Source organism: Oerskovia flava, assembly GCF_026163685.1.
Taxonomy (GTDB): domain Bacteria; phylum Actinomycetota; class Actinomycetes; order Actinomycetales; family Cellulomonadaceae; genus Oerskovia_A; species Oerskovia_A flava.
In genome coordinates this window covers 332178-353710 of sequence record NZ_JAOXSR010000001.1, presented here as the reverse complement: position 1 = coordinate 353710, position 21533 = coordinate 332178, and the positions used below count along the sequence as shown (strand labels likewise).

At 71.5% G+C, this 21533-nt stretch carries 22 protein-coding genes; 12 read left to right on the top strand and 10 right to left on the bottom strand.

The genetic code is table 11. The annotated features are described in order from the left end of the window. Nucleotides 1-2: 2 nt before the first annotated feature. Complete coding sequence (locus tag OHL10_RS01620) at nt 3-392, bottom strand: winged helix-turn-helix transcriptional regulator (RefSeq protein WP_265520396.1); 390 nt, start codon at nt 390-392, stop codon at nt 3-5. Nucleotides 393-471: 79 nt separating this feature from the next. On the opposite strand from OHL10_RS01620, the gene OHL10_RS01615 reads away from it, so the two are divergent. After that, nucleotides 472-882: a RidA family protein gene (locus OHL10_RS01615; RefSeq protein ID WP_265520395.1), complete on the top strand. Its 411-nt coding sequence runs from the start codon at nt 472-474 to the stop codon at nt 880-882. Nucleotides 883-893: 11 nt separating this feature from the next. On the opposite strand, the gene OHL10_RS01610 is transcribed toward OHL10_RS01615, so the two are convergent. After that, the gene (locus OHL10_RS01610) at nt 894-1364 is read right to left on the bottom strand and encodes a hypothetical protein (RefSeq protein WP_265520394.1); all 471 of its coding nucleotides are present in this window, start codon (nt 1362-1364) and stop codon (nt 894-896) included. Nucleotides 1365-1506: 142 nt separating this feature from the next. Then, nucleotides 1507-1887 carry a nitroreductase/quinone reductase family protein gene (locus OHL10_RS01605; protein WP_265520985.1) on the bottom strand — a complete coding sequence of 127 codons (381 nt, stop codon included), beginning with the start codon at nt 1885-1887 and terminating at the stop codon, nt 1507-1509. Nucleotides 1888-1980: 93 nt separating this feature from the next. On the opposite strand from OHL10_RS01605, the gene OHL10_RS01600 reads away from it, so the two are divergent. The 4 genes from OHL10_RS01600 to OHL10_RS01585 all read left to right on the top strand — a co-directional run bounded on the left by OHL10_RS01600 (nt 1981) and on the right by OHL10_RS01585 (nt 5536). Beyond that, entirely contained in the window at nt 1981-2652 is a 672-nt protein-coding gene (locus OHL10_RS01600) for a TetR/AcrR family transcriptional regulator (RefSeq protein WP_265520393.1), read from the top strand. Continuing rightward, nucleotides 2649-3278: a uridine kinase family protein gene (locus OHL10_RS01595; RefSeq protein ID WP_265520392.1), complete on the top strand. Its 630-nt coding sequence runs from the start codon at nt 2649-2651 to the stop codon at nt 3276-3278. The genes OHL10_RS01600 and OHL10_RS01595 overlap by 4 nt, the downstream gene beginning before the upstream one ends. Nucleotides 3279-3452: 174 nt before the next feature. After that, entirely contained in the window at nt 3453-4814 is a 1362-nt protein-coding gene (locus OHL10_RS01590) for an L-fuconate dehydratase (RefSeq protein ID WP_265520391.1), read from the top strand. A 14-nt stretch (nt 4815-4828) separates the two neighbouring features. After that, nucleotides 4829-5536: a FadR/GntR family transcriptional regulator gene (locus tag OHL10_RS01585; RefSeq protein ID WP_265520390.1), complete on the top strand. Its 708-nt coding sequence runs from the start codon at nt 4829-4831 to the stop codon at nt 5534-5536. Nucleotides 5537-5569: 33 nt separating this feature from the next. On the opposite strand, the gene OHL10_RS01580 is transcribed toward OHL10_RS01585, so the two are convergent. Then, nucleotides 5570-6628, bottom strand: a complete 1059-nt coding sequence (locus OHL10_RS01580) for a protein kinase family protein (protein WP_265520389.1) — start codon at nt 6626-6628, stop codon at nt 5570-5572. 155 nt (nt 6629-6783) lie between these two features. Here OHL10_RS01580 and OHL10_RS01575 point away from each other — a divergent pair, with 155 nt between their 5' ends. After that, the gene (locus tag OHL10_RS01575; protein WP_265520388.1) at nt 6784-7095 is read left to right on the top strand and encodes a hypothetical protein; all 312 of its coding nucleotides are present in this window, start codon (nt 6784-6786) and stop codon (nt 7093-7095) included. Nucleotides 7096-7116: 21 nt separating this feature from the next. Here OHL10_RS01575 and OHL10_RS01570 read toward each other — a convergent pair whose 3' ends face one another. From OHL10_RS01570 to OHL10_RS01550, 5 genes are read right to left on the bottom strand one after another with little or no spacing between them, the layout of a single operon-like run. Continuing rightward, on the bottom strand, nt 7117-9540 hold the full coding sequence (locus OHL10_RS01570; RefSeq protein WP_265520387.1) for a glycoside hydrolase family 95 protein: 2424 nt from the start codon (nt 9538-9540) through the stop codon (nt 7117-7119). Continuing rightward, a complete protein-coding gene (locus tag OHL10_RS01565) occupies nt 9537-10421 on the bottom strand; it encodes a fumarylacetoacetate hydrolase family protein (protein WP_265520984.1) in 885 nt (294 codons plus the stop codon). Before OHL10_RS01565 ends, OHL10_RS01570 begins: the two co-directional genes overlap by 4 nt. A 49-nt stretch (nt 10422-10470) precedes the next feature. Next, on the bottom strand, nt 10471-11478 hold the full coding sequence (locus tag OHL10_RS01560) for an aldo/keto reductase (protein WP_265520386.1): 1008 nt from the start codon (nt 11476-11478) through the stop codon (nt 10471-10473). Nucleotide 11479: 1 nt separating this feature from the next. Beyond that, entirely contained in the window at nt 11480-12250 is a 771-nt protein-coding gene (locus OHL10_RS01555; RefSeq protein ID WP_265520385.1) for an SDR family NAD(P)-dependent oxidoreductase, read from the bottom strand. Then, on the bottom strand, nt 12247-13167 hold the full coding sequence (locus OHL10_RS01550; protein ID WP_265520384.1) for an amidohydrolase family protein: 921 nt from the start codon (nt 13165-13167) through the stop codon (nt 12247-12249). The genes OHL10_RS01555 and OHL10_RS01550 overlap by 4 nt, the downstream gene beginning before the upstream one ends. Before the next feature lie 102 nt (nt 13168-13269). Between OHL10_RS01550 and OHL10_RS01545 the strand changes: the two genes are divergently transcribed. From OHL10_RS01545 to OHL10_RS01530, 4 genes are all read left to right on the top strand, one after another. After that, entirely contained in the window at nt 13270-13602 is a 333-nt protein-coding gene (locus OHL10_RS01545; protein ID WP_265520383.1) for an L-rhamnose mutarotase, read from the top strand. Between the two features lie 235 nt (nt 13603-13837). Further along, a complete protein-coding gene (locus OHL10_RS01540; protein ID WP_425498904.1) occupies nt 13838-15094 on the top strand; it encodes a sugar ABC transporter substrate-binding protein in 1257 nt (418 codons plus the stop codon). 6 nt (nt 15095-15100) lie between these two features. Next, a complete protein-coding gene (locus OHL10_RS01535; RefSeq protein ID WP_265520381.1) occupies nt 15101-16072 on the top strand; it encodes a carbohydrate ABC transporter permease in 972 nt (323 codons plus the stop codon). Next, nucleotides 16069-16896, top strand: a complete 828-nt coding sequence (locus tag OHL10_RS01530; RefSeq protein ID WP_265520380.1) for a carbohydrate ABC transporter permease — start codon at nt 16069-16071, stop codon at nt 16894-16896. Before OHL10_RS01535 ends, OHL10_RS01530 begins: the two co-directional genes overlap by 4 nt. Nucleotides 16897-17050: 154 nt before the next feature. Here OHL10_RS01530 and OHL10_RS01525 read toward each other — a convergent pair whose 3' ends face one another. Next, complete coding sequence (locus OHL10_RS01525; protein ID WP_265520379.1) at nt 17051-19618, bottom strand: ATP-dependent Clp protease ATP-binding subunit; 2568 nt, start codon at nt 19616-19618, stop codon at nt 17051-17053. Nucleotides 19619-19896: 278 nt separating this feature from the next. Between OHL10_RS01525 and OHL10_RS01520 the strand changes: the two genes are divergently transcribed. Together OHL10_RS01520 and OHL10_RS01515 are read left to right on the top strand one after the other, a co-directional pair. Beyond that, nucleotides 19897-20511 (top strand): hypothetical protein, encoded by a 615-nt coding sequence (locus OHL10_RS01520; protein ID WP_265520378.1) that lies wholly within the window; start codon nt 19897-19899, stop codon nt 20509-20511. A 97-nt stretch (nt 20512-20608) separates the two neighbouring features. Continuing rightward, nucleotides 20609-21532, top strand: a complete 924-nt coding sequence (locus OHL10_RS01515; protein WP_265520377.1) for a universal stress protein — start codon at nt 20609-20611, stop codon at nt 21530-21532. The last annotated feature ends 1 nt before the right edge of the window (nt 21533 follow it).

Genomic DNA, 21533 nt, shown 5'->3' with positions numbered 1-21533 from the left:
CCTCAGTCCTCGCCGTCGAAGCGGGCGCGCGCGTCCTCGACGGCGGGCAGGTGCTCGCCGCTCCAGCCCAGCAGGGCGTCGATGAGGTCCTGGAGCGTGTCCCCGAGCGCCGTGATGCGGTACTCGACGGCGACCGGACGGTCGCTGATGACGACCCGCTCGACCATGCCGTTGCGCTCGAGCCGCCGCAGGGTCGCCGTGAGCGACTTCTGCGTCACGACGGGGATCGCCCGTCGCAGCTCGTTGAAGCGCCGGGGCCGCTCGCACAGCGTGTCGAGGACGTGCAGGGACCACTTGTCGAGCACCTCGTCGAGCAGCTCTCGCTGCGTCGGGGTGACCTGCACCGTCGTGGTCTGCTCCTGCGCGGACGCGGGGTCTGGGGTATCCACCATGACACCTAGTCTCGTTGAAGTTCCCTTCGGTGACCAGGTAGACAGGTGATACCTACCCGCCCTACCGAGAGGACACCCCGTGCCCGTCCAGCTGCTCTCCCCCGAGGGGATGTTCCAGCCCGTCCCCTACCACCACGTCGCGATCGGCACCGGCACGCGCCAGGTGCACGTCGCCGGTCAGATCGCCCGCGACGCCGCCGGCAGGCCGGTCGCCGCGGGCGACCTCACCGGTCAGGTCGCGCAGGCGCTGCGGAACACCGCGCTCGGCCTGACCGGTGCCGGCGCGACGTTCTCCGACGTCGTCCGCCTCACGTTCTACGCGGCCGGGTGGAAGCCCGAGATGATGGCCGACTTCATGGCCGGCATCGACCGTGTCGCCGACGAGCTCGGGATCCCCCGGCCGCTGCCGCCCGTGGCGCTGATCGGCGTCGAGATCCTCTTCGAGCCGGACGTGCTCGTCGAGGTCGAGGCCTTCGCCGTCCTCGACTGAGGACGCACGGCTCACGCCACCAGGTCGACCCCGAGGGTCGCGAGGACACCGAAGAGCACACCCCACAGGATGATCGAGACGATCTGCCAGCGGATCACGGCGGTCTTCGACGCCCCGAAGGACACCATCGCGAGCGACGTGATCTGGCTCGGGAGCACCGTCTGACCGAGCAGGCTGACACCGGCCACGCCGTACTTGTCGAACATGCGCTTGAGCTTCTGGCGCTTGGGCGAGCTCGTCTGCTCCCGGTTCCGCAGTGCCGCCTCGCGCGCCCTGGCCGCACCGAGCACCAGGACCGTCATGGAGACGACGTTGCCGACGATCGCCGCCACCACGGCCACGACCGGGTTCACCCCCGCGAGGATGCCGATCACGGAGCCGAAGTAGGACTCGACGAAGGGGATGGCGCCGGCCAGCACGACGGCCAGCCACTGGACGAGGTCCGGCAGGCCCTCGGTGAACTCGCGCAACGACTCGATCATCAGGTGCTCCTCGGTGGGTCGTGGAAGGTTCCGTCCGCACCTCTCGGTGCGCTGGTCCCACCCTCTCCCCGCCGCGGCGCCGCGAGCAGTGCGGCACGGCACGAGTTCTCACCTGGTCGTCACGGTCAGGCCATGACAGGTGTCATGCTCCGCCGGCGGACACGTCGAGATCCATGCGGAGGAACTCCGTGATCCGCAGCACGCGCGGGGGGCGCGCGGCGTCGTCGCCGACGGCGGCCCACGCCTCGTCCTCACCGATCACCCGCGGAGCGGTGAGGGCGACGTCGCGCCCCTCGACCGTCAGGGTGGCGTGCCCGGCGGCCAGGATGTTGCGGGCCCAGTCGGACCGGGAGCCGTAGACGAGGACGAACACGTACCCGCCGGCCACGGGCAACGCGTCGAGCGGCGTCCGGTAGGCCGTGCCGGAGACACGGCCCACGTGGCTGAGGACAGGCCGCTTTCCCCGCCGCAGCTCGGCCGGGTTGAACACCCGCTTGTTGACCTGGCCCCACCACCTGGGCATCGGCACGCTGACCACCTCCACGTTCCGTCGTCGACCCTTACAGTGTAAGGACTGTAGCTTTACGGTGTAAGGATCGTCAACGGAGGAGGCCGCATGACACCCGCCCGACGCGAGGCACCGCTGCGGCGCGACGACGTGGTCGCGGCCGCGATCGCGCTCGTCGACGCCCACGGGCTCCGGGCGCTGAGCATGCGCAGGCTGGGCGAGGCGCTCGGCGTCGAGGCGATGTCGCTCTACACCCACGTCGCGAACAAGGACGACCTGCTCGGCGCCATGGTGGACGCGGTCTTCGCGAAGATGAGCCCTGCCCCGGCGGGGACGCACTGGCGCGCGGCGCTCACCACCGTCGCCACGTCCAAGCGCGCCGTCCTGCGTCGGCACCCGTGGGCCCTTCCGCTGCTCGACTCCCGGCGCGCACCCGGCCACGCGACCCTCGCGCACCACGACGCCTTGCTCGGCTGCCTGCGCGGCGCGGGCTTCTCGGTCCCGGCCACCGGGCACGTCTACGCCCTGCTCGACTCGTTCGTCTACGGCTTCGCCCTCCAGGAGGCGAGCCTGCTGCTGACGGACCCCGACGACTCGGCCGACCTCGCCCGAGAGATGCTCGAGCGGCTCCCCGCCGACACCTACCCGCACCTGGTCGAGCTCGTCACCGCACAGGCCGCTCGGAGCGGCCACTCCTTCGCCGACGAGTTCGCGGTCGGCCTCGAGCTGCTCCTCGACGCCTGCGCGGGCATCCACGTGCGGGAGAATGGGGCCTCGTGAGCGACCCCACCCTCTTCGACCTGCCGCCCGGGAGCCGGGAGCTCCCCCGTCGCATCGTCCTGCTGACGGGCCCGTCGGGCTCGGGGAAGACGTCGCTCACGCGGCGTCTCGGCCTGCCGGTGGTGGCGCTGGACGACTTCTACCACGACGTCGACCACCCCGGGATGCCGCAGCGGTTCGGCATCGTCGACTGGGACGCCCCCGGGAGCTGGGACGCCGGGGACGCCCTCGCGGCGCTCGTCGAGCTGTGCCGCACAGGGCACTGCGACATGCCCGTGTACGACATCCCGACCTCGCGCCGCACCGGCACCACGCGTCTCGACGTGACCGGCTCGCGGGTGGTGCTCGCGGAGGGCATCTTCGCCGCCGAGCTGGTCGGGCGTGCGCAGGCCGAGGGCATCCTCGCGGACGCGATCTGCCTGCGCCGCCCTCGTCTGATGACCTTCTGGTTCCGCCTGCTGCGGGACCTCGGGGAGATGCGCAAGCCCCCGCTGACGCTGCTGCGCCGCGGCTGGGGGCTGTGGCGCGACGAACCCCGCCTCGTGCGGCAGTGGGTCGCGCTCGGCTGCCGGCCGACCACCCCCGCACAGGCGGAGAGGGACATCCGGGCACTGCTCGCCGACTGAGCGCCCCTGGCACGGGAATCCTCCCGCGAGCGCCACAGACATTCGATAGACATTCGATCTCTTCGCCCCGAGCGGGCTCTCTGCGCTTGACCGTGCCCGTTTCGCTGGACTACGGTGATCGAGTCATCTGATGTTTACGCGAGATTCCTCGCGGCGATGCTCTGCGAGGTCCGTATGCCCACGATCACCGGCGTCGAGATCGAGGACGTCCGCTTCCCCACCTCCCTCACGGCGGACGGGTCGGACGCGATGAACAAGGACGGCGACTACTCCGCGGCCTACGTCGTGCTGCGCACCGACGGCACCGACACGACCGGCGCCCCGCTCGGTGGCTACGGACTGACGTTCACGATCGGCCGCGGCAACGACATCGTCGCGGCGGCCGCACGCCAGCAGGCCGCGCTCCTCGTCGGCCGGGACGTCGACGAGATGGCCGCAGACATGGGCGCCGTCTATCGCTCCCTCACCTCCGACTCCCAGCTCCGCTGGCTCGGACCGGAGAAGGGCGTCGTGCACCTGTCGGTCGCCGCCGTCCTCAACGCGGCGTGGGACCTCGTGGCCCGGCGCGCGAGCAAGCCCCTGTGGCGGTTGCTCGCCGACATGACGCCCGAGCAGCTCGTCGACGCGGCAGACCTGCGCTACCTCTCCGACGCGCTCACACGCGACGAGGCCCTGGCGATCCTGCGGGCGAAGGAGGCGACGAAGGCGGAGCGTGTCGCGCACCTCGAGCGCACGGGCTACCCCGTCTACACGACGTCGGCCGGCTGGCTCGGGTACAGCGACGACAAGCTCCGGCGCCTGTGCCAGGAGGCCGTCGACGCCGGCTACGGGCACGTCAAGCTCAAGGTCGGCGCCGACCTCGCCGACGACGTGCGGCGCTGCTCGATCGCCCGCGAGGTCATCGGCCCCGACCGCCGGCTCATGATCGACGCCAACCAGGTGTGGGACGTCCCGCAGGCCATCGAGTGGGTGCGGGAGCTCGCCCGGTTCGACCCGCTGTGGATCGAGGAGCCCACCTCGCCCGACGACGTCCTCGGCCACGCCGCGGTGCGCCGCGCCGTCGCACCCGTGGGGGTCGCCACGGGCGAGCACTGCCACAACCGCGTGATGTTCAAGCAGTTCTTCCAGGCCGGCGCGATCGACTTCTGCCAGCTCGACACCGGGCGGCTCGCGAGCATCAACGAGATCGTCGCCGTGCTGCTCCTCGCGGCGAAGTTCGGTGTCCCGGTGTGCCCGCACGCCGGGGGCGTCGGTCTGTGCGAGATGGTCCAGCACGTCTCGGTGCTGGACTACGTCGCGATCGCCGGCGACCTGGAGGGCCGGGTGACCGAGTTCGTCGACCACCTGCACGAGCACTTCACCGACCCGTGCGTCGTCGCCGACACCGGCTCCGGCAGCGGCTACGTCCTGCCCGCGCGGCCCGGGTACTCGACCCAGATGCACCCTGCGTCGGTCGCGGAGTTCCGGTTCCCGGACGGCGGCTACTGGTCCATGCGCCAGTCATCAGAGGATTCCGTGCTCGCGCCCGTCCGGTAAGCCATAATCGGGTCATGTCCCGCACCGATGATGTCGTCGCCGGCATCAAGCGCATGATCATCGACGGCGACCTGTCCGCGGGCGACCGCCTCCCCGTCGAGAAGGACCTGGCCGAGGCCCTCGGCGTCTCGCGCGGCTCGCTGCGCGAGGGTGTGCGCGCCCTGTCCATCCTCGGGATCGTGGACACCCGGCAGGGCGACGGCACCTACGTCACGAGCCTCGATCCGGCCCGGCTGCTCGCCCCCATGGGCTTCGTCGTCGAGCTCCAGGGTGACGGCAGCGCCCAGCCGTTCCACGCCGTGCGCCGCATCCTCGAGACCGAGGCCGCCGCACTCGCCGCGACCCGCATCACCGACGACGCCCTCGCCGAGGCGCGCGCCCTGCTCGACGGCGTCGCGGGGACCCTCGAGGGTGGCGCGGCCGACGACCACGAGCAGTTCATCGAGGTGGACATCGCGTTCCACCGGATCATCGCCCGGCACTCCGGCAACCCCGTCCTCGCCGCCCTCGTCGAGTCGCTCGCGAGCCGCACCGTCCGCGAGCGCCTGTGGCGCGGCCTGCACGAGGAGGGCGTCGAGGGTCGAACCCACCAGGAGCACGTCGACATCCTCACGGCACTCTCGTCCCGGGACCCCGAGGCCGCGCGCATCCGGATGGCGAACCACCTGCTGGGTGTCGAGCAGTCGTTGCGCTCGGTGCCCGTCGACGACGAGCAGACCTAGGTCTCTCGCCATCCCCCACGCGTTCCGACGTCCTCACTCCCGGCGGATCGCTGCCAGCGGGTAGGGCGTCGCCCGGCTCTCCCGCTGGAACCGACGGTAGAAGTCCCCCATCACCGCGGCGACCGGTGCGTGCCGGACGAGAGCTGCCGCGACCGCCGCGGGGGCTCCCTGCGGGGACACCCCCTGGGCGCAGGAGCGCACGAACGCCTGGCGTTCCTCCGGTCCGTACCCGTACAGGGCGACGGCCAGCCAGTTCACCAGGTGCGTGACGGCGTAGCTCCGGTCGTAGCTGCGGTGCTCGTCGAAGAAGTCGACCTCTCCCTGAGCGAGGTCGAAGCGGGAGGAGATCGCGAGACCGTAGTCGGCGAAGAAGAGCCGGCTGCCGTCCGTGAGGATGTTCTCGAAGTGGGCGTCGAAGTGCAGCAGCCCGTGGGCGTTCATGAACGAGATGCCGGCCTCCAGCTCGTCGTCCACCATGGCGCAGGCCCGCTCCGCGGCCTCGTCACCGGCTCCCATCTGGTCACCCAGCCAGGCGTGCAGGTTCTGCGGGATGTACTCCAGGAACAGCGTGATGCTCGCCGAGGAGTGCTGCAGAGCCTCGATCCGGCGGCGTATGCCCGATCCACCTCCCCAGTAGGCGACTGCTCGTTCCACATCGGCCAGCTCCTCGGGAAGCGGCTGGCCGGAGTCCGGGAGCACCCGCCAGTGGTACATCAACGGGAAGCCCTCGTGGTCTCCCTCGATCACCCAGCTCGTCGTCATGGTGTGCACGGCCAGCTCGCGCCAGGCTCCGAACCCGGGAGCGCCGATGGTGCCGACACCGTAGTGGCAGAAGTCCGGCAGCCCGAACAGGTTCGCGGTGGAGCGGACGTTCTCCGGCCGGCGCTCCAGGTCGGTCAGGCGCACCTGCTTGACGAAGACCGCGGTTCCGTCGACCTCCAGCAGGACGGCCTGCCCGCCGATGCCGGCACCGATCGGCGTGGCGGCGTCCACGAGCTCCTGCAGGCTGCGGTCGCTGCACAGCGACAGCGCCGTGGACACGGCTCCGTGGGCGGCCAGACGAGCACCGCGGGACATGTCAGGGTTCGTCAACTCTGCCTCCAGCCGGGCACCCGGCCTCTCGTGACACGGCGTCGGCACACAGCGCGTCGGAACGCACCGCGGCTGGGACGGCAACCACCCTCTCACGTGGGGTTGATGGTGCCGTGACCTCGCGACGCGCCAGGTCACGGCACTACGGTGGGTCGATGCGGAAGCCGATGGTGCTCGTGTGCGTGCCCGTCCTGCTCCTGGGTCTGGGAGCCTGCTCGAGCGGGCTCTCCCTTGCGGAAGAGGACGCGTGCAACGCGATCCACGCCTGGAGCACGGGCGGGCGCGAAACCGACCACTTCGACAAGATGGTGGCCCTGGCCCAGGAAGGCCTCGAGGACTCGGATCAGGGTTCGTTGATCACCGCAGCAGACGAGCTCGCCGACAGCGCTGAGGCTGACCGGGTGGCCACGGCCACGGACTTCATCGGGCTCTGCAGCGACCTGGGTTGGGAGCTCCCCGAGGGGTGAGGCCGGGAGGGCTGACACGCCCTACCCGGGTCGGAGCACGGTCGGGACGCCGGCGACCAGGTCGAGGGTCGTGTCCGGCCCACGACCTCGCACGACCACCTGGTGGTCGCGGTCGGCCACGAGCCGCACGGTGACGTCGCCCGCGTGCCAGGCGAGGTCGACCGTGACGGCACCGTGGGCCCGCAGCCCGCGAACCTCGCCCTCGCTCCACGACGCGGGCAGCACGGGCAGCACGTCGAGCACGGTGCGACCGGGGCTCTCGGAGCGAGACTGCAGGAGCATCTCGGCCACACCGGCCGTGAAGCCGAAGTTGCCGTCGATCTGGAACGGCGGGTGGGCGCAGAACAGGTTGCGGTAGACGCCGGCGCGTCCCGGGTCGGCAGCGTCGCCGGTGGGCGCGAGGAACGCGCGCAGGGTCGCGGCGGCGCCGTCGGTGTCCCGAAGCCGGGCGCGCAGCGCGAGCCGCCACGCGAGCGCCCACCCGGTGGACCGCGGACCGCGGGCGTCGAGGGTGCGCAGCGCCGCGTCCGCGAGCCCGGGCGTGCGCTCGGGGTCGATCCGCGCCGCCGGGTAGACGCCGACCAAGTGGGTGGTGTGCCGGTGGTCAGGCTCGGTGTCCTCGACGTCCTGGGACCACTCCGCCAGGCGCCCGTCGGGGCCGACCCGTTCCCGGGGCAGGCGGGCGAGGGCGTCGGCCGCCCGGGTCCGCCACGCGTCGTCGTACACACCGCGGGGAGCCAGCGCGTCCAGGACGTCCAGGCCGCGTTCGAGGAGGTCGCCGATCAGCGCCAGGTCGGCGGTGGTCGACGTGCTCAGCGCGGCAGGCTGCCCGTCGGGGGCGCGGAAGTGATTCTCGGGCGACGTCGAGGGCGATGTCACGAGCCGCCCGTCGGGCCCGTCCACGAGCCACGAGAGCGCGAAGAGCCCCGCGTCCCGGACGAGGGGCCAGCCGCTGTGCTCCAAGTGGTCGAGGTTCCGCGTGACGTCATAGTGGTCCCAGGCGTGGCGGGCGAGCCAGACGGCCCCGAGCGGCCACATGGACCAGCACGGGTCCGCGTCACCCTCCCCGACGGGCAGGGCGAAGCCCCACGCGTCGGAGTTGTGGTGCAGGACCCAGCCGTCGAGCCCGTAGAGCTCGCGCGCCACGACCCCGCCCGTGGTGCGGGCGTGCCCCAGCCAGTCGAGGAGGGGGCGGTGGCACTCGGCGAGGTTCGCGACGTCGGCGGGCCAGTAGTTCATCTCGAGGTTGATGTTCGTCGTGTAGTTGCTGCTCCACGGCGGCCGGACCTCCTCGTTCCAGATGCCCTGCAGCGTCAGGGGCAGCGTCCCTGGCCGCGAGCCCGCCACCATGAGGTACCGGCCGTACTGGAAGACGAGCGCCGCCAGCCCCGGGTCCTCGTCGCCGTCGGCGTGCCGACGCACGCGCTCGTCCGTCGCCAGGTCCGAGCCCTCCCCGAGCCGCAGCGTGACCCGGCCGAAGAGCGCGTCGTGGTCGGCCACGTGCTCGGCGCGCACCTCGTCCGCGTCGGCCCGCAGCCGGCGGGCGAGCCCGTCGAGGGCCAGGTCCAGCTCGGTGCGCAGGGCGCCGACGTCACCGTGCGGCGCAGTGAGCGGGTCGGTGTGGTCGGTCCGGCTGCCGAGCGCGACGGTGAGGTGGCTCGCACCCGTGACGCGCAGACCGCCGTCGTCCACCTCGATCTCGCCGTCCGTCAGCACGCGCATCCCGACGACGGCGGTGACGGCCGCACCCGGTGCGTCGTCGTAGACGACGGGCTGCGCAGGGTCCTCGTGCGGGGGCGCGACCTCCGAGGGCATCCGCACGACCGCCTCGACGCGCCCGCCACGGGAGCGGTCGTCGAGCCGCGCGGTCACGACGGCGGTCGGGTGCACGGACGTGACCCGCACCTCGGTGGTGGGCAGCACGGCGGGCGCGCGCGCGAGGTCCTGCGCGCTACGACGCACGACGATCGCCCGGGCAGGAGCGCTCGCCCACGCCTCCTGCGTCGCGACCACGCCCGACCGCTGCCAGGTGTGCGCGGCGACGGCCGCACCTAGGTCGAGCGTGCGTCGATAGTCCTCGACGGGTGCGTCCGGGGCGTCAGACGCTGCGATCCACAGGTCGACGAGCGGCTGGTACGCCTGGCTGTGCCCGTGCTGGAGGGCTCTGACCTCGTCCTCCGCCGCCCGCACGTCCCCCGCGGCGAGCGCGGCACGGACGCGGCGCACGGCCTCCGGGCCCGCGCCCGGGGCCGGCCGGGCGGCGCTCGCCGGGGACCCCGACCAGCACGTGTCGTCGTTGACCTGCAGCCGGTCCAGGCCCGTACCGCCGAAGCACATCGCCCCGAGCGAGCCGTTGCCGATCGGCAGGGCGTCGGTCCAGGCCGTCGCGGGTGCGTCGTAGCGCAGCACGAGACCCGGATCCGTCGCGCTCGGGCTGGCGATCACGGGACGAGGGCGGCGCTCGCGCGCACGGCGGCCGGTGTGCGGACGGCGTGCCGCTGGCGCCCGAAGCCCTCGATCTCGATCTCGACGACGTCGCCGTCCCGGAGGTAGGGGAAGCGGCCCGAGAACGCCACGCCCTCCGGGGTGCCGGTGGAGATGAGGTCGCCCGGCTCGAGCACCATGTACTGGCTCAGGTGCCACACGAGGTGGTCGACGTCGAAGATCATGTCGCGCGTGGACGAGTCCTGCCGGGGCTCCCCGTTGACCCAGGACCGCAGCCGCAGCGCGCCGGGGTCGACCTCGTCGGCGGGGACCAGCGCCGGACCGGTCGGGGCGAACGCCTCGCCGCACTTGCCCTTCGACCACTGGCCGAGGGACTCGTCCATCTGCCACGCCCGCTCGGAGATGTCGTCGACCGTGGTGAAGCCCGCGATGTGCGCACGCGCCTCCTCGACCGACGCGAGGTAGCTGGCCCGCCGCCCGACGACGATCGCGAGCTCGACCTCCCAGTCCAGCTTCTCGGCACCGGGGGGCAGGGGCACGGTGTCGTCCGGGCCCACGACCGTGTTGGGGTGCTTGAGGAACACGATCGGCACCGACGGCGGCCGCGCGCCGGACTCGGCGGCGTGCGCCGCGTAGTTCTGCCCGATGCAGATGACGGCGGGTGGCCGCGCGACGGGCGCGCCCCGGCGCAGGTCCTGCGCCCCGCGGAGCACGGGCAGCTCGCCCGCAGCGAGCGCGGCCCGCGCCCGGTCGATGCCGCCCGCGGCGAGGAACGCGCCGTCGATCTCGGCCGTGACCGGCCGCAGGTCGTGGACCACCCCGTCGTCGTCGGTGACGGCGGGGATCTCCTGGCCCACGGGGCCCAGGCGGAGCAGGTGCATCATGTCCTCGTCTCGTGCGGAGTCGTGCGTGCGTGTCGCACGCGGTACGTCAGGGGTGTCGGGCGAAGGCCGCGGGGTGCGCGGCGGGGTCGAGCAGGCCGTCGCCGGCCAGGGTGTCCCACAGGGCGTCGGGCACGACGGCGGCGGCTCGCTCCACCGTCTGCTCGACCTGGGCGGCGGTCCGGAGGCCGACGACGGTGCTCGCCACGGCGGGGTGGCGGCGGACGTAGGCCAGCGCGGCCTGCGGCAGGGTGACGCCGTGCTCCGTGCAGCGGGCGGCGATCCGGCGGGCTCGGTCGACGAGCGCGGCGGGGGCCTGCTGGTAGTCGTAGGTGGCGTCGTCGGCCGGCCGGTCGCGGGCGAGGAGCCCGGAGTTGTAGACGCCGGCGACCACGACGCCCACGCCGCGGGCGGTCGCGGCGGGAAGCAGGTCGCAGAGCGCGGGCTGCTCCAGCAGGGTGAACCGCCCCGCGCACATGACGACGTCGACGTCGGTGCGCTCGACGAACCGCGTGAGCATCGCCGACTGGTTCATCCCCGCGCCGACGGCGCCCACGACCCCCTGGTCTCGCAGCTCCACGAGGGCGGGGATGGCCTCCCGGACGGCCTGGTCCTCGAGGTGGTCCGGGTCGTGGAGGTAGACGACGTCGAAGCGGTCGAGCCCGGTGCGCTCGAGGCTCTCCTCGAGGGAGCGGAGCACCCCGTCGCGGGTGAGGTCCCACTCGCGGCGATGGGTGGCGGGGACGTCGAACCCGGGCAGGTCGCGCTCGTGAGCCGTCTCGGGCGAAGGGACGAGCAGGCGACCGACCTTCGTGGAGACGACCAGCTCGTCGCGCGGCCGGCCCCTCAGCGCGTCCCCGAGCCGGCGCTCGGACAGCCCGAGGCCGTAGTGGGGCGCGGTGTCGAAGTACCGCAGCCCGAGGTCCCACGCCCGGTCGAACGCCGCCCTTGTCTCGGCGTCGCCGACCTCGCGGTAGAGGTTGCCCGCCTGGGCGGCCCCGTACCCGAGCGGGGTCAGGCGGACGTCGCGACCGACCGTCGTCGTGCGCGCGGCCATGTCAGGACCCGCTCGCGGCCGGGCCGCGCAGGCGCAGGCCGTGCATCCCGCCGTCGACCGCGAGGAACGTGCCGGTCGTCGAGGAGGCGAGAGGGCTCACGAGGTAGCAGACCGCGTGCGCGACCTCCTCGGGGCTGACCATCCGGCCGGTCGCCTGGCGTGACTCCATGGCCGCGAGCTCGGCGACGGGGTCGGCCGCAGCGGCGATGTGCCCGCGTGCCATCACCGTGTCGACCGTGCCGGGGTTGACCGCGTTGACGCGGACGCCGTCGTGCACGTGGTCGGCCGCCATGGCGAGCGTGAGGGCCTGGACGGCGCCCTTCGACGTGCTGTACGCCGCCCGGTCGGGGATCCCGGCCCAGCCCGCGATCGAGCACGTGTTGACGATGACGGCGTGGTCCGACGCCCGCAGGTGCGTCAGCGCGGCCCGGCTCGCCCGCACGATCCCGAGGACGTTGACGTCGAGCAGGCGCATCCAGTCCGCGTCGTCGTTGTCCTCGATCGTGCCGCGGAGCCCGATGCCGGCGTTGTTCACGAGCGCGTCGATCCCGCCGAGCAGCTCGGCGGCCTCGTCGATCGCGCGGCGCACCGCGGTGTCGTCGGTGAGGTCGGCGACCACGGACCCCACGGCGTCGGGCCCCGTCTCCGCGACCCGGTCGAGACTCACGACGCGGGCGCCGCGCTCGGCCATCGCCCGGACGATCGCGGCGCCGATGCCCTGCGCGCCGCCGGTCACGACGGCGCGCAGGCCGTCCAGCTCGGTGCTGTTCACGTGCTCTCCTTCTCGCCCGCTGCGGGCGCTGTCGAGGGGGTGCTCCCCGTCGGGGGCGACGCCGACGGCAGGCCGTAGACGCGACGGGCGGTGCCCTGCCAGACGGCGTGCTGCTCCGCGGGGCTCAGGCCTGCCAGGAGGTCGTCGAGGGCCTCGACCCAGCGACCGTACGACGCGGCGAGCAGGCTCACCGGCCAGTCGGAGCCGTACAGGAGCCGGTCGGCACCGAAGGTCTCCAGGGCGTGGTCGACGGCGGGCCGCAGGTCGCGCGGGGTCCAGTCGTCCCACCGCGCCTCGGTGACGAGCCCGGAGAGCTTGGCGCTGACGTTCGGGCAGGAGGCCAGGCGCGCCAGGTCCGCGGACCACGTCGCCAGGTGCCCGTCCGCGAGCGGCGGCTTGCCGAGGTGGTCGAGGACGAACCGGCTCTGCGGCTGCGCCTCGACGAGCCGCACGACCGCCGCGAGCTGGTGGTCGCGCACGACGAGGTCGAAGACGAGGTCGTCCGCCGCGACGGCCGCGATGCCCCGGCGGACGTCGTCGCGGTCGAGGAACCGGGGGTCGGCCTCGGCCTGGACCATGTACCGGATGCCGACGAGTCGGTCACCACCCCGTGCGGCGCGCAGCCTCGCGAGCCGCTCCGGCACGTCGGGCGCGCGGACGTCCACCCAGCCGACGACGCCCCGCACGAGCGACGAGCCCGCGGCCACGTCGAGGAGGTCGAGCGTCTCGGAGGTCGAGCTCACCGACTGCACGACGACGGTCCCCTCGATCCCGTGCCCGGACGTCGCGGCGGCGAGGTCGTCCGGCGTGAAGTCCGCGTCGATCGCGGCCATGCTCGTGGGGTCGATCCAGTCCTGCGGGTGGCGTGCACGCACCCACAGGTGATGATGGGCATCGACGATGCCGTCCCGGATCATTCATCGAATGTATCGTAGATCTTCCGCCGTTTCGATAGCCCCATAACAGGCATATAGCAGATTCTACGCTGGGTAGAACCGATCACTCGAGAGGAATCACTCATGGAGCGCCACGGTCAGGTCGTCCGGATCACGCCGGGCATGCGCGAGCGGTACCTCGAGCTGCACGCCGCGGTGTGGCCCGAGGTCGAGGCGACCCTCTCGACTCACCACGTCACCAACTACACCATCTTCATCCACGGGGAGCTGCTGTTCGCGTACTACGAGTACGTCGGGGCCGATCACGACGCGGACATGGCACGCATCGCCGCAGACCCGGTCACGCAGGAGTGGTGGACGCACACCGACCCGTGCCAGACGCCGGTCGAGGCGCCTCCCGGCACGCCTCCGGGCACCCCGTGGTCCGAGATGACCGAGGCGTGGCACCTGGCCTGACCCCCGCCGTCTCGCCAGATCACGGTTTCGTTACCACTGTGTGAAATTTACTTCCACACTTCAGTCCATGTGTGATGATCTCTTACAAGCGCGAGGAGGTCGCCGCTCCTCGAATATGTGAAGATCTCTTACAAGCAGCGGAGACGGCAACTCCGCACGACCGACATGTGTGACTCGACATGGTGAAGAGGCCCTGATGCGATCAACAAGACTCCCCGTAGTAGCCGCTCTCAGCGTGGTGACTCTCGGCCTGACTGCTTGCTCCGGCGGCGGGAACGGCGGCGAGGGTGGCGACGTCGACGGCGCCGGCAAGACGCTCGACGTGTGGATCATGCAGGGGACCAACCCGAGCTCGGACGAGTTCTTCGACACCGTGGGCGAGGCGTTCACCGAGGAGACCGGTGCCGAGCTCAACGTCGAGTTCGTCGAGTGGGGCGACGCCCACGACCGGTTCGTCACCTCGATCGCCGGCGGCACGACGCCGGACGTCGCCGAGACCGGGACCACCTGGACGCCCGAGTTCGCCGACGCCGGTGCGCTCGCGCCCCTCGGCGAGTACGTCGAGGGCGCCGGGCTCGGTGACGACCTCGTCGACGGCCTGGTCGAGGCCGGCACGTACGACGGCGAGCTCTACGGCATGCCCTGGTACGCCGGCGTGCGCTCGTTCGTCTACAACACCGAGGTCTTCGACGAGCTCGGCCTCGAGGCGCCGACCACCTGGCAGGAGATCGAGGACGCGGCGATCGCCGTCAAGGACGCGAACCCCGACATGGTGGCCGTCGCCGTGCCCGGTGACGCCGAGTTCACGGTCTACCCATGGGTCTGGGGCGGTGGCGGAGACGTCGCGACGCTCGAGGGCGAGACGTGGACCTCCGGACTCGACTCCCCCGGTGCGCGCGAGGGCATCTCCTTCTGGACCGGCCTCGCGACAGAGCACAACCTGTCGTCGGCCGGCGCGGTGACCTGGCGCGAGACCGACGTCCTCGACGCGTTCGCCGAGGGTGACGTCGCGATGGCGGTCATGGGCTCCTGGACGCCCGCCGCGATCATCGAGAAGAACCCGGACATGGACGGCAAGTTCTCCGCCGTGCCGATCCCGGGCAAGGACGGCGGGATCTCCCCCTCCGTGCTTGGCGGCTCGCACCTGAGCATGTTCGAGACCTCCGACGACAAGGACCTCGCCTTCGCGTTCATCGAGATGATGACGACCGGCGAGTTCGCTCAGGAGTGGGCCTCGCAGTCCGGGTACTTCCCGGGCCAGTCCTCCCTCCTCGACGAGGCCGTCGGCAGCGACGACCCGCTGGTCGCACCCTTCGCCCAGCAGTTCGTCGACGGCGGCGCCTCCGTGCCGGCCTCGCCGGCCTTCGGCGCCGTGCAGGCGCAGAAGACCACGAGCGTCATGATGCAGGCGATCCTCTCGGGCCAGTCGAGCGTCGAGGACGCGAGCGCCGCCGCCGCACAGGAGCTGACCGACACCCTGAACGGCGACTGACGCCGTATGTCGACCCAGCTGCCCACGGCAGCGCCGGTGGGGGCGGGCAGCTCGCCCGCCCCCACCGGGCGTCGCCCCCTCAGCCGGCGCCGCGCCGCGCTCGCCCGGCCCTGGCTCCTGCTCGCCCCCTCGCTCCTCGTCCTCGCGGTCCTCCTCCTGTGGCCGCTCATCCGTGTGGTGCTGTTCTCGCTGCAGGACTACGGGCTCCGCGAGATCGTCTCGGGCGAGCCCAACTGGATCGGCTTCGCGAACTTCGCCGAGATCCTGGGTTCCGCGCAGCTCTGGACCATCGTCCTGCCCAACACCATCGGCTTCGCCGTACTGGCCGTCGCCGGAACCGTCGCCTTCGGGACCGCGGTCGCCGTGCTCCTCGCGTCCCTCGGGACCACGTGGCGCACCATCGTCTCGAGCGCGATCATGGCGGCCTGGGCCATGCCCGCCGTCACCGGCACCTACGTGTGGGTGTGGATCTTCGACGCCGACCGCGGCATCTTCAACCAGACGCTCATGAACATGGGGCTCATGGACGACCCGGTGAACTGGTTCACCGGGCGCTTCAGCTTCTACGCGATCGTCCTGCTCAACGTCATCCACCACGGCTTCCCGTTCGTCGCGATCACCGTCCTCGCCGGCCTGCTCGGTGTGCCCAAGGAGATGCTCGAGGCCGCGGAGATGGATGGTGCGGGCGGGTGGCGACGGTTCTTCCAGATCATCGTCCCGCAGCTGCGCCAGGTCTTCGCCGTCGTCATCATCCTGTCGACGATCTGGGACTTCAAGGTGTTCGCGCAGGTCTACCTCATGCCCGGTGGGGCCGGGTCGAACCGAGAGGTGCTCAACCTCGGGGTGTGGTCCTACGTCGAGTCGTTCGGCCAGAACCGCTACGGGTTCGGCTCAGCGATCGCCGTCCTGCTGACGTTGCTGCTGCTCTCGATCACCGCGGTCTACGTGCGCACGATCCTCAAGGAGGAAGAGCTGTGAGACGAACCTCCCCCGCGCACACGATCGGCAAGGGCGTCCTCGTGGCGCTCCTGCTGATCTTCACGCTGTTCCCCGTCTACTGGATGCTGGCGAGCGCCTTCGACGCCCGCGCCGGACGGTCGAGCTCGTTCTTTCCCCAGGAGCTCACGCTCGACAACTTCGCGTTCGTCCTCGACGAGGGCGGCTTCACGGTGTTCCTGCGCAACTCGCTCATCGTGGCGGGCGCGACGGTCCTCGTCTCCGCGGTCCTCGCGCTGCTCGCCGCCGTCGCGGTCGCACGCTTCCGCTTCCGGATGCGCACGCAGATCCTCATGCTCATCCTCATCGTGCAGATGGTTCCGCTCGAGGCGCTCGTCATCCCGCTGTTCGTGCAGGTCCGCGACCTGCAGCTCCTCGGGACCCTGGCGGGCCTCGTCGTGGTCTACGTGACGCTCGCGCTCGCGTTCGGCATCTGGATGCTGCGCGGCTTCGTGGCGGCGGTCCCCGTCGAGCTCGAGGAGGCCGCGTACCTCGACGGCGCCAGCTGGGGGCGCATGTTCTGGTCGGTCCTGCTGCCGCTCGTGGCGCCCGGGCTCGTCGCGACGAGCATCTTCAGCTTCATCACCGCGTGGAACGAGTTCATCTTCGCGCTGACGATGCTGGGCGGCGCGACCGAGAACTACACGGTCGCGATCGGGCTGCGGTCCTTCTTCGGCCAGTACTCCAACGACTGGGGAGCCGTCATGGCAGGCTCCACGATCATCACCGTCCCCGTGATGATCTTCTTCATCCTCGTCCAGCGCCGCCTGGCGACGGGCCTGACGGCAGGCGCCGTCAAGGGCTGATCCCGCCGGCACCACCGGGCACCACCCCGGCACCACCCGCACCACGACGAAGCCCCGGACCTCCGTGAGGGGGTCCGGGGCTTCGTCGTGGTGCGGGTCCGTGCCCTGTGTCAGGTCGAGCGGACCGTGTCAGGTCGAGAGCACCGGTGTCAGGTCACTCCGCGCCGGCCTGCAGCTCCCCGGTCGGCGGGAGGTCCGCCGTGGAGATGCCCGTGGGCGCGTTGATCGCGCTCGCGGCGGCGACGCTCAGCGGCCCGCGGGAGTGGTCGCCCTTGGGGACCCCGCGGAACGTGAACTCGCCCAGCAGGCCTTCGCCCTCGGCGTCGACCACGATGATCTCGCCGGCCTTGACCTCGCCGAAGAGGATCTTCTCCGACAGGACGTCCTCGATGTCGCGCTGGATTGCACGACGCAGCGGACGGGCACCGAGGACCGGGTCGTAGCCCTTGTCCGCCAGCAGGAACTTCGCGGCGGGCGTGAGCTCGATCCCCATGTCCTTGTCCCGCATGCGGGAGTCGAGCTTGGCGATCATGAGGTCCACGATCGCGACGATCTCCGCCTGCGAGAGCTGCGGGAAGACCACCACGTCGTCGACACGGTTGAGGAACTCAGGACGGAAGTGCTGCTTGAGCTCGTCGTTGACCTTGGCCTTCATGCGCTCGTACGACGTCACCAGGTCGCCGCCGGCGTTGAAGCCGGTCTGGACGCCCTTGGCGATGTCTCGCGTGCCGAGGTTCGTGGTCATGATGATCACGGTGTTCTTGAAGTCGACGACTCGACCCTGGGAGTCCGTGAGACGACCGTCCTCGAGGATCTGCAGGAGCGAGTTGAAGATGTCGGCGTGCGCCTTCTCCACCTCGTCGAACAGGACGACCGAGAACGGCTTGCGCCGCACCTTCTCCGTGAGCTGACCGCCCTCGTCGTACCCGACGTAGCCGGGGGGCGAGCCGAACAGCCGCGAGACGGTGTGCTTCTCGGAGAACTCCGACATGTCGAGCTGGATGAGCGCGTCCTCGTCGCCGAAGAGGAACTCGGCGAGCGCCTTGGCGAGCTCGGTCTTGCCGACACCCGTGGGCCCGGCGAAGATGAACGACCCACCGGGACGCTTCGGGTCCTTGAGGCCGGCGCGCGTGCGACGGATGGCCTGCGAGAGCGCCTTGATGGCTGCCTCCTGGCCGACGACGCGCTTGTGCAGCTCGTCCTCCATGTGGAGCAGGCGGCTGGATTCCTCCTCCGTGAGCTTGAAGACGGGGATGCCCGTGGACATCGCCAGGACCTCCGCGATCAGCTCCTCGTCGACCTCTGCGACCGTGTCGAGGTCACCCGACTTCCAGGCCTTCTCCTTGTCGGCACGCTTCTGCGTGAGCTGCTTCTCGCTGTCGCGCAGCCGTGCCGCCTTCTCGAAGTCCTGCTCGTCGATCGCCGACTCCTTGTCCCGGCGCGCGTCGGCGATCTGCTCGTCGAGCTCCTTGAGCTCGGGCGGAGCCGTCATCCGGCGGATGCGCAGGCGGGCGCCGGCCTCGTCGATCAGGTCGATCGCCTTGTCCGGCAGGAACCGGTCGTTGATGTAGCGGTCGGCGAGCGTCGCGGCCGAGACCAGCGCGGCGTCCGTGATGGACACGCGGTGGTGCGCCTCGTAGCGGTCGCGCAGACCCTTGAGGATCTCGATCGCGTGCGGCAGCGCCGGCTCGGCGACCTGGATCGGCTGGAAACGACGCTCGAGCGCCGGGTCCTTCTCGACGTGCTTGCGGTACTCGTCGAGCGTCGTGGCACCGATGGTCTGGAGCTCACCACGGGCGAGCATCGGCTTGAGGATGCTCGCGGCGTCGATCGCGCCCTCGGCGGCGCCGGCACCCACGAGGGTGTGGATCTCGTCGATGAACAGGATGATGTCGCCGCGGGTGCGGATCTCCTTGAGGACCTTCTTCAGGCGCTCCTCGAAGTCACCGCGGTACCGCGAGCCCGCCACCAGGGCGCCGAGGTCGAGCGTGTAGAGCTGCTTGTCCTTGAGCGTCTCGGGGACGTCTCCGCGGACGATGTCCTGGGCGAGGCCCTCGACGACCGCGGTCTTGCCGACACCGGGCTCGCCGATGAGGACGGGGTTGTTCTTGGTGCGGCGGCTCAGGACCTGCATCACGCGCTCGATCTCGAGCGTGCGACCGATGACCGGGTCGAGCTTGCCCTCGCGCGCGGCCTGCGTGAGGTTCCGGCCGAACTGGTCCAGCACGGCCGAACCGGACGGCTGGCCCTCGGCGGGGCCGCCGGCAGCGACCGGCTCCTTGCCCTGGTAGCCCGAGAGCAGCTGGATGACCTGCTGGCGCACCTTGTTGAGGTCGGCACCCATCTTGGTGAGCACCTGGGCGGCGACGCCCTCGCCCTCGCGGATGAGGCCGAGCAGGATGTGCTCGGTCCCGATGTAGTTGTGGCCCAGCTGGAGCGCCTCGCGCAGCGAGAGCTCGAGGACCTTCTTGGCACGCGGCGTGAACGGGATGTGGCCGCTCGGGGCCTGCTGGCCCTCGCCGATGATCTCCGTGACCTGGGTGCGCACACCGTCCAGGGAGATGCCGAGGGACTCGAGCGCCTTCGCAGCGACGCCCTCGCCCTCGTGGATGAGGCCGAGCAGGATGTGCTCCGTGCCGATGTAGTTGTGGTTGAGCATCCGCGCCTCTTCTTGGGCAAGGACGACAACCCGACGGGCTCGGTCGGTAAATCTCTCGAACATGTGCTGCTCCTCACGAGCGGCGTACACCTGCGCCGGTGGTGCTCAGGCCTGACCGCATCGACTCTATCCGCGACCAACGAGCCGTAGGGCCTCGATATGCCGATGTTCGCCACTGGCGTGAAAGAGGGCTCACGCCGTGACCTTCGCGTACCGGGCCGCGCGACCGGCACGACCAGCTCCATGCGGCGTGCACGACACGCCCGACGGCCGTTGACCCCGGGGCCCCGGAGGGGCAGGCTCGTCAGTGCGTGCCCGTCGCAGCCGCCGTGAGGAGGACCATGCCCCGTCCCGACGATCACCCCGACCCCCCCGCTCACGACGCCTGGGAGCAGATCGTCGCGCGCTTCGCACGGTTCAGCGGCCTGGTGGGCGAGGTCGACGACCCCCTCACCTGGGGACTCGACCTCGACGAGGAGACCGTCACCGGGACGAGCACGGGTGACCATGACCCGTCCGACGAGCGGTTCCTGCGCTCGTACGTGTCCTACCTCGGCGAGACGCTCGACATCGAGACGCTCCGGGTCCGCCCGGACGACGAGGAGCAGGCCGCGGACATCGTGCGCGCCGCCCTCAGCGGCGCGCTGGCCGCGCCGCTGCACTCCGACGTCGCGGACGAGGAAGACCTGCTGGACAGCTATCAGGAGTACCGCGCGGCGATGCGGGCCATCGTGACCGAGGTCGACGCCGCCGAGCTCACGACCGAGCCGTACACCGTCGACGGTGTCGCACGGCCCGCGCTGCAGGTCAGGGTGCGCGAGACCGCTGCGGCCTACGTCCCGCTCGCCGACCGCGCCATCGTCATCGCCGGACCGTCGAGCCTGCTCGACCGCGTCGACGTGATCACCCGACCCATCCGCAACCTCCTGCACGGGGAGGACGGCCCCCGGTTCTGAGCGATCGCCGTCAGGATCCCGCCCGCCGTACCAGCACCCTGCCCGCCCCATCCGCACACCCCCGCGCCCTGCGGGCACCTCGAGGAGACCGACGTCGGTGGCACCAGCAACGCAGGACCTCGTCCGTCCCGGCGGGATCGTCGTCGGCGTCGACGGCTCGGCCGGGTCACGCACCGCCCTCACCTGGGGGCTGCGGGAGGCCGTGAGCCGCGACCTGCCTCTGAGCGCGGTGCTCGTGTGGGAACCCTCGTGGCGGGACGGGCTGTCGGCCACGGACACCGGCGCCCTGGCCGGGCTGGTGGCCGAGCGCCGCCGCGCGGCCACCGACCTGCTCGACGCGGGACTCGTCGCGGCCGGTGCTCGCCTCGGCATCGACGTGGACGCGATCGCCGTCGAGGTCCAGGGCGCACCGGTCCCCACGCTGCTCTCCCTGGGCGAGGAGGCCGCGATGCTCGTCCTCGGCCGCCGCGGGCTGGGTCGCCTGGGGCGGACCGTGCTCGGATCCGTCTCGTCCGCCGTCGTGCAGCACGCGACGGGACCGGTGACGATCGTCCGCGGCGAGCCGCACGACGAGCCCGGTGAGCCCGGCGAGCGGGCTCTGCCGCGGGTGGTGGTCGGGGTGGACGGATCGTCCACGGCGGTCACCGCGTTGCGGCACGGCGCCGAGGCCGCACGACGGACCGGGTCCGTCCTGGTGGCCGTGTACTGCTGGCAGATCGTCACGCTCGCGCCGCTGCCCGACTCCTGGGGGTGGGCACCGCCGATCGACGACTACGAGCGCTTCGCCGCCGACGCGCTCGACGCGGCGATCGAGAAGGCCGAGATCGACCTGCCGCCCGAGCGCCTGCGACGCTCCGTCGTGCACGCACCACCCTCCCGCGGTCTCCTCGCGGCCGCCGAGGGTGCGGAGCGGCTGGTGGTGGGCAACCGCGGGCTCGGCGGCTTCGACCGGCTGCTGCTCGGTTCGGTGAGCCGACAGGCCGTCGACCACGCACCGTGCCCCGTGACGGTCGTCCGGTGAG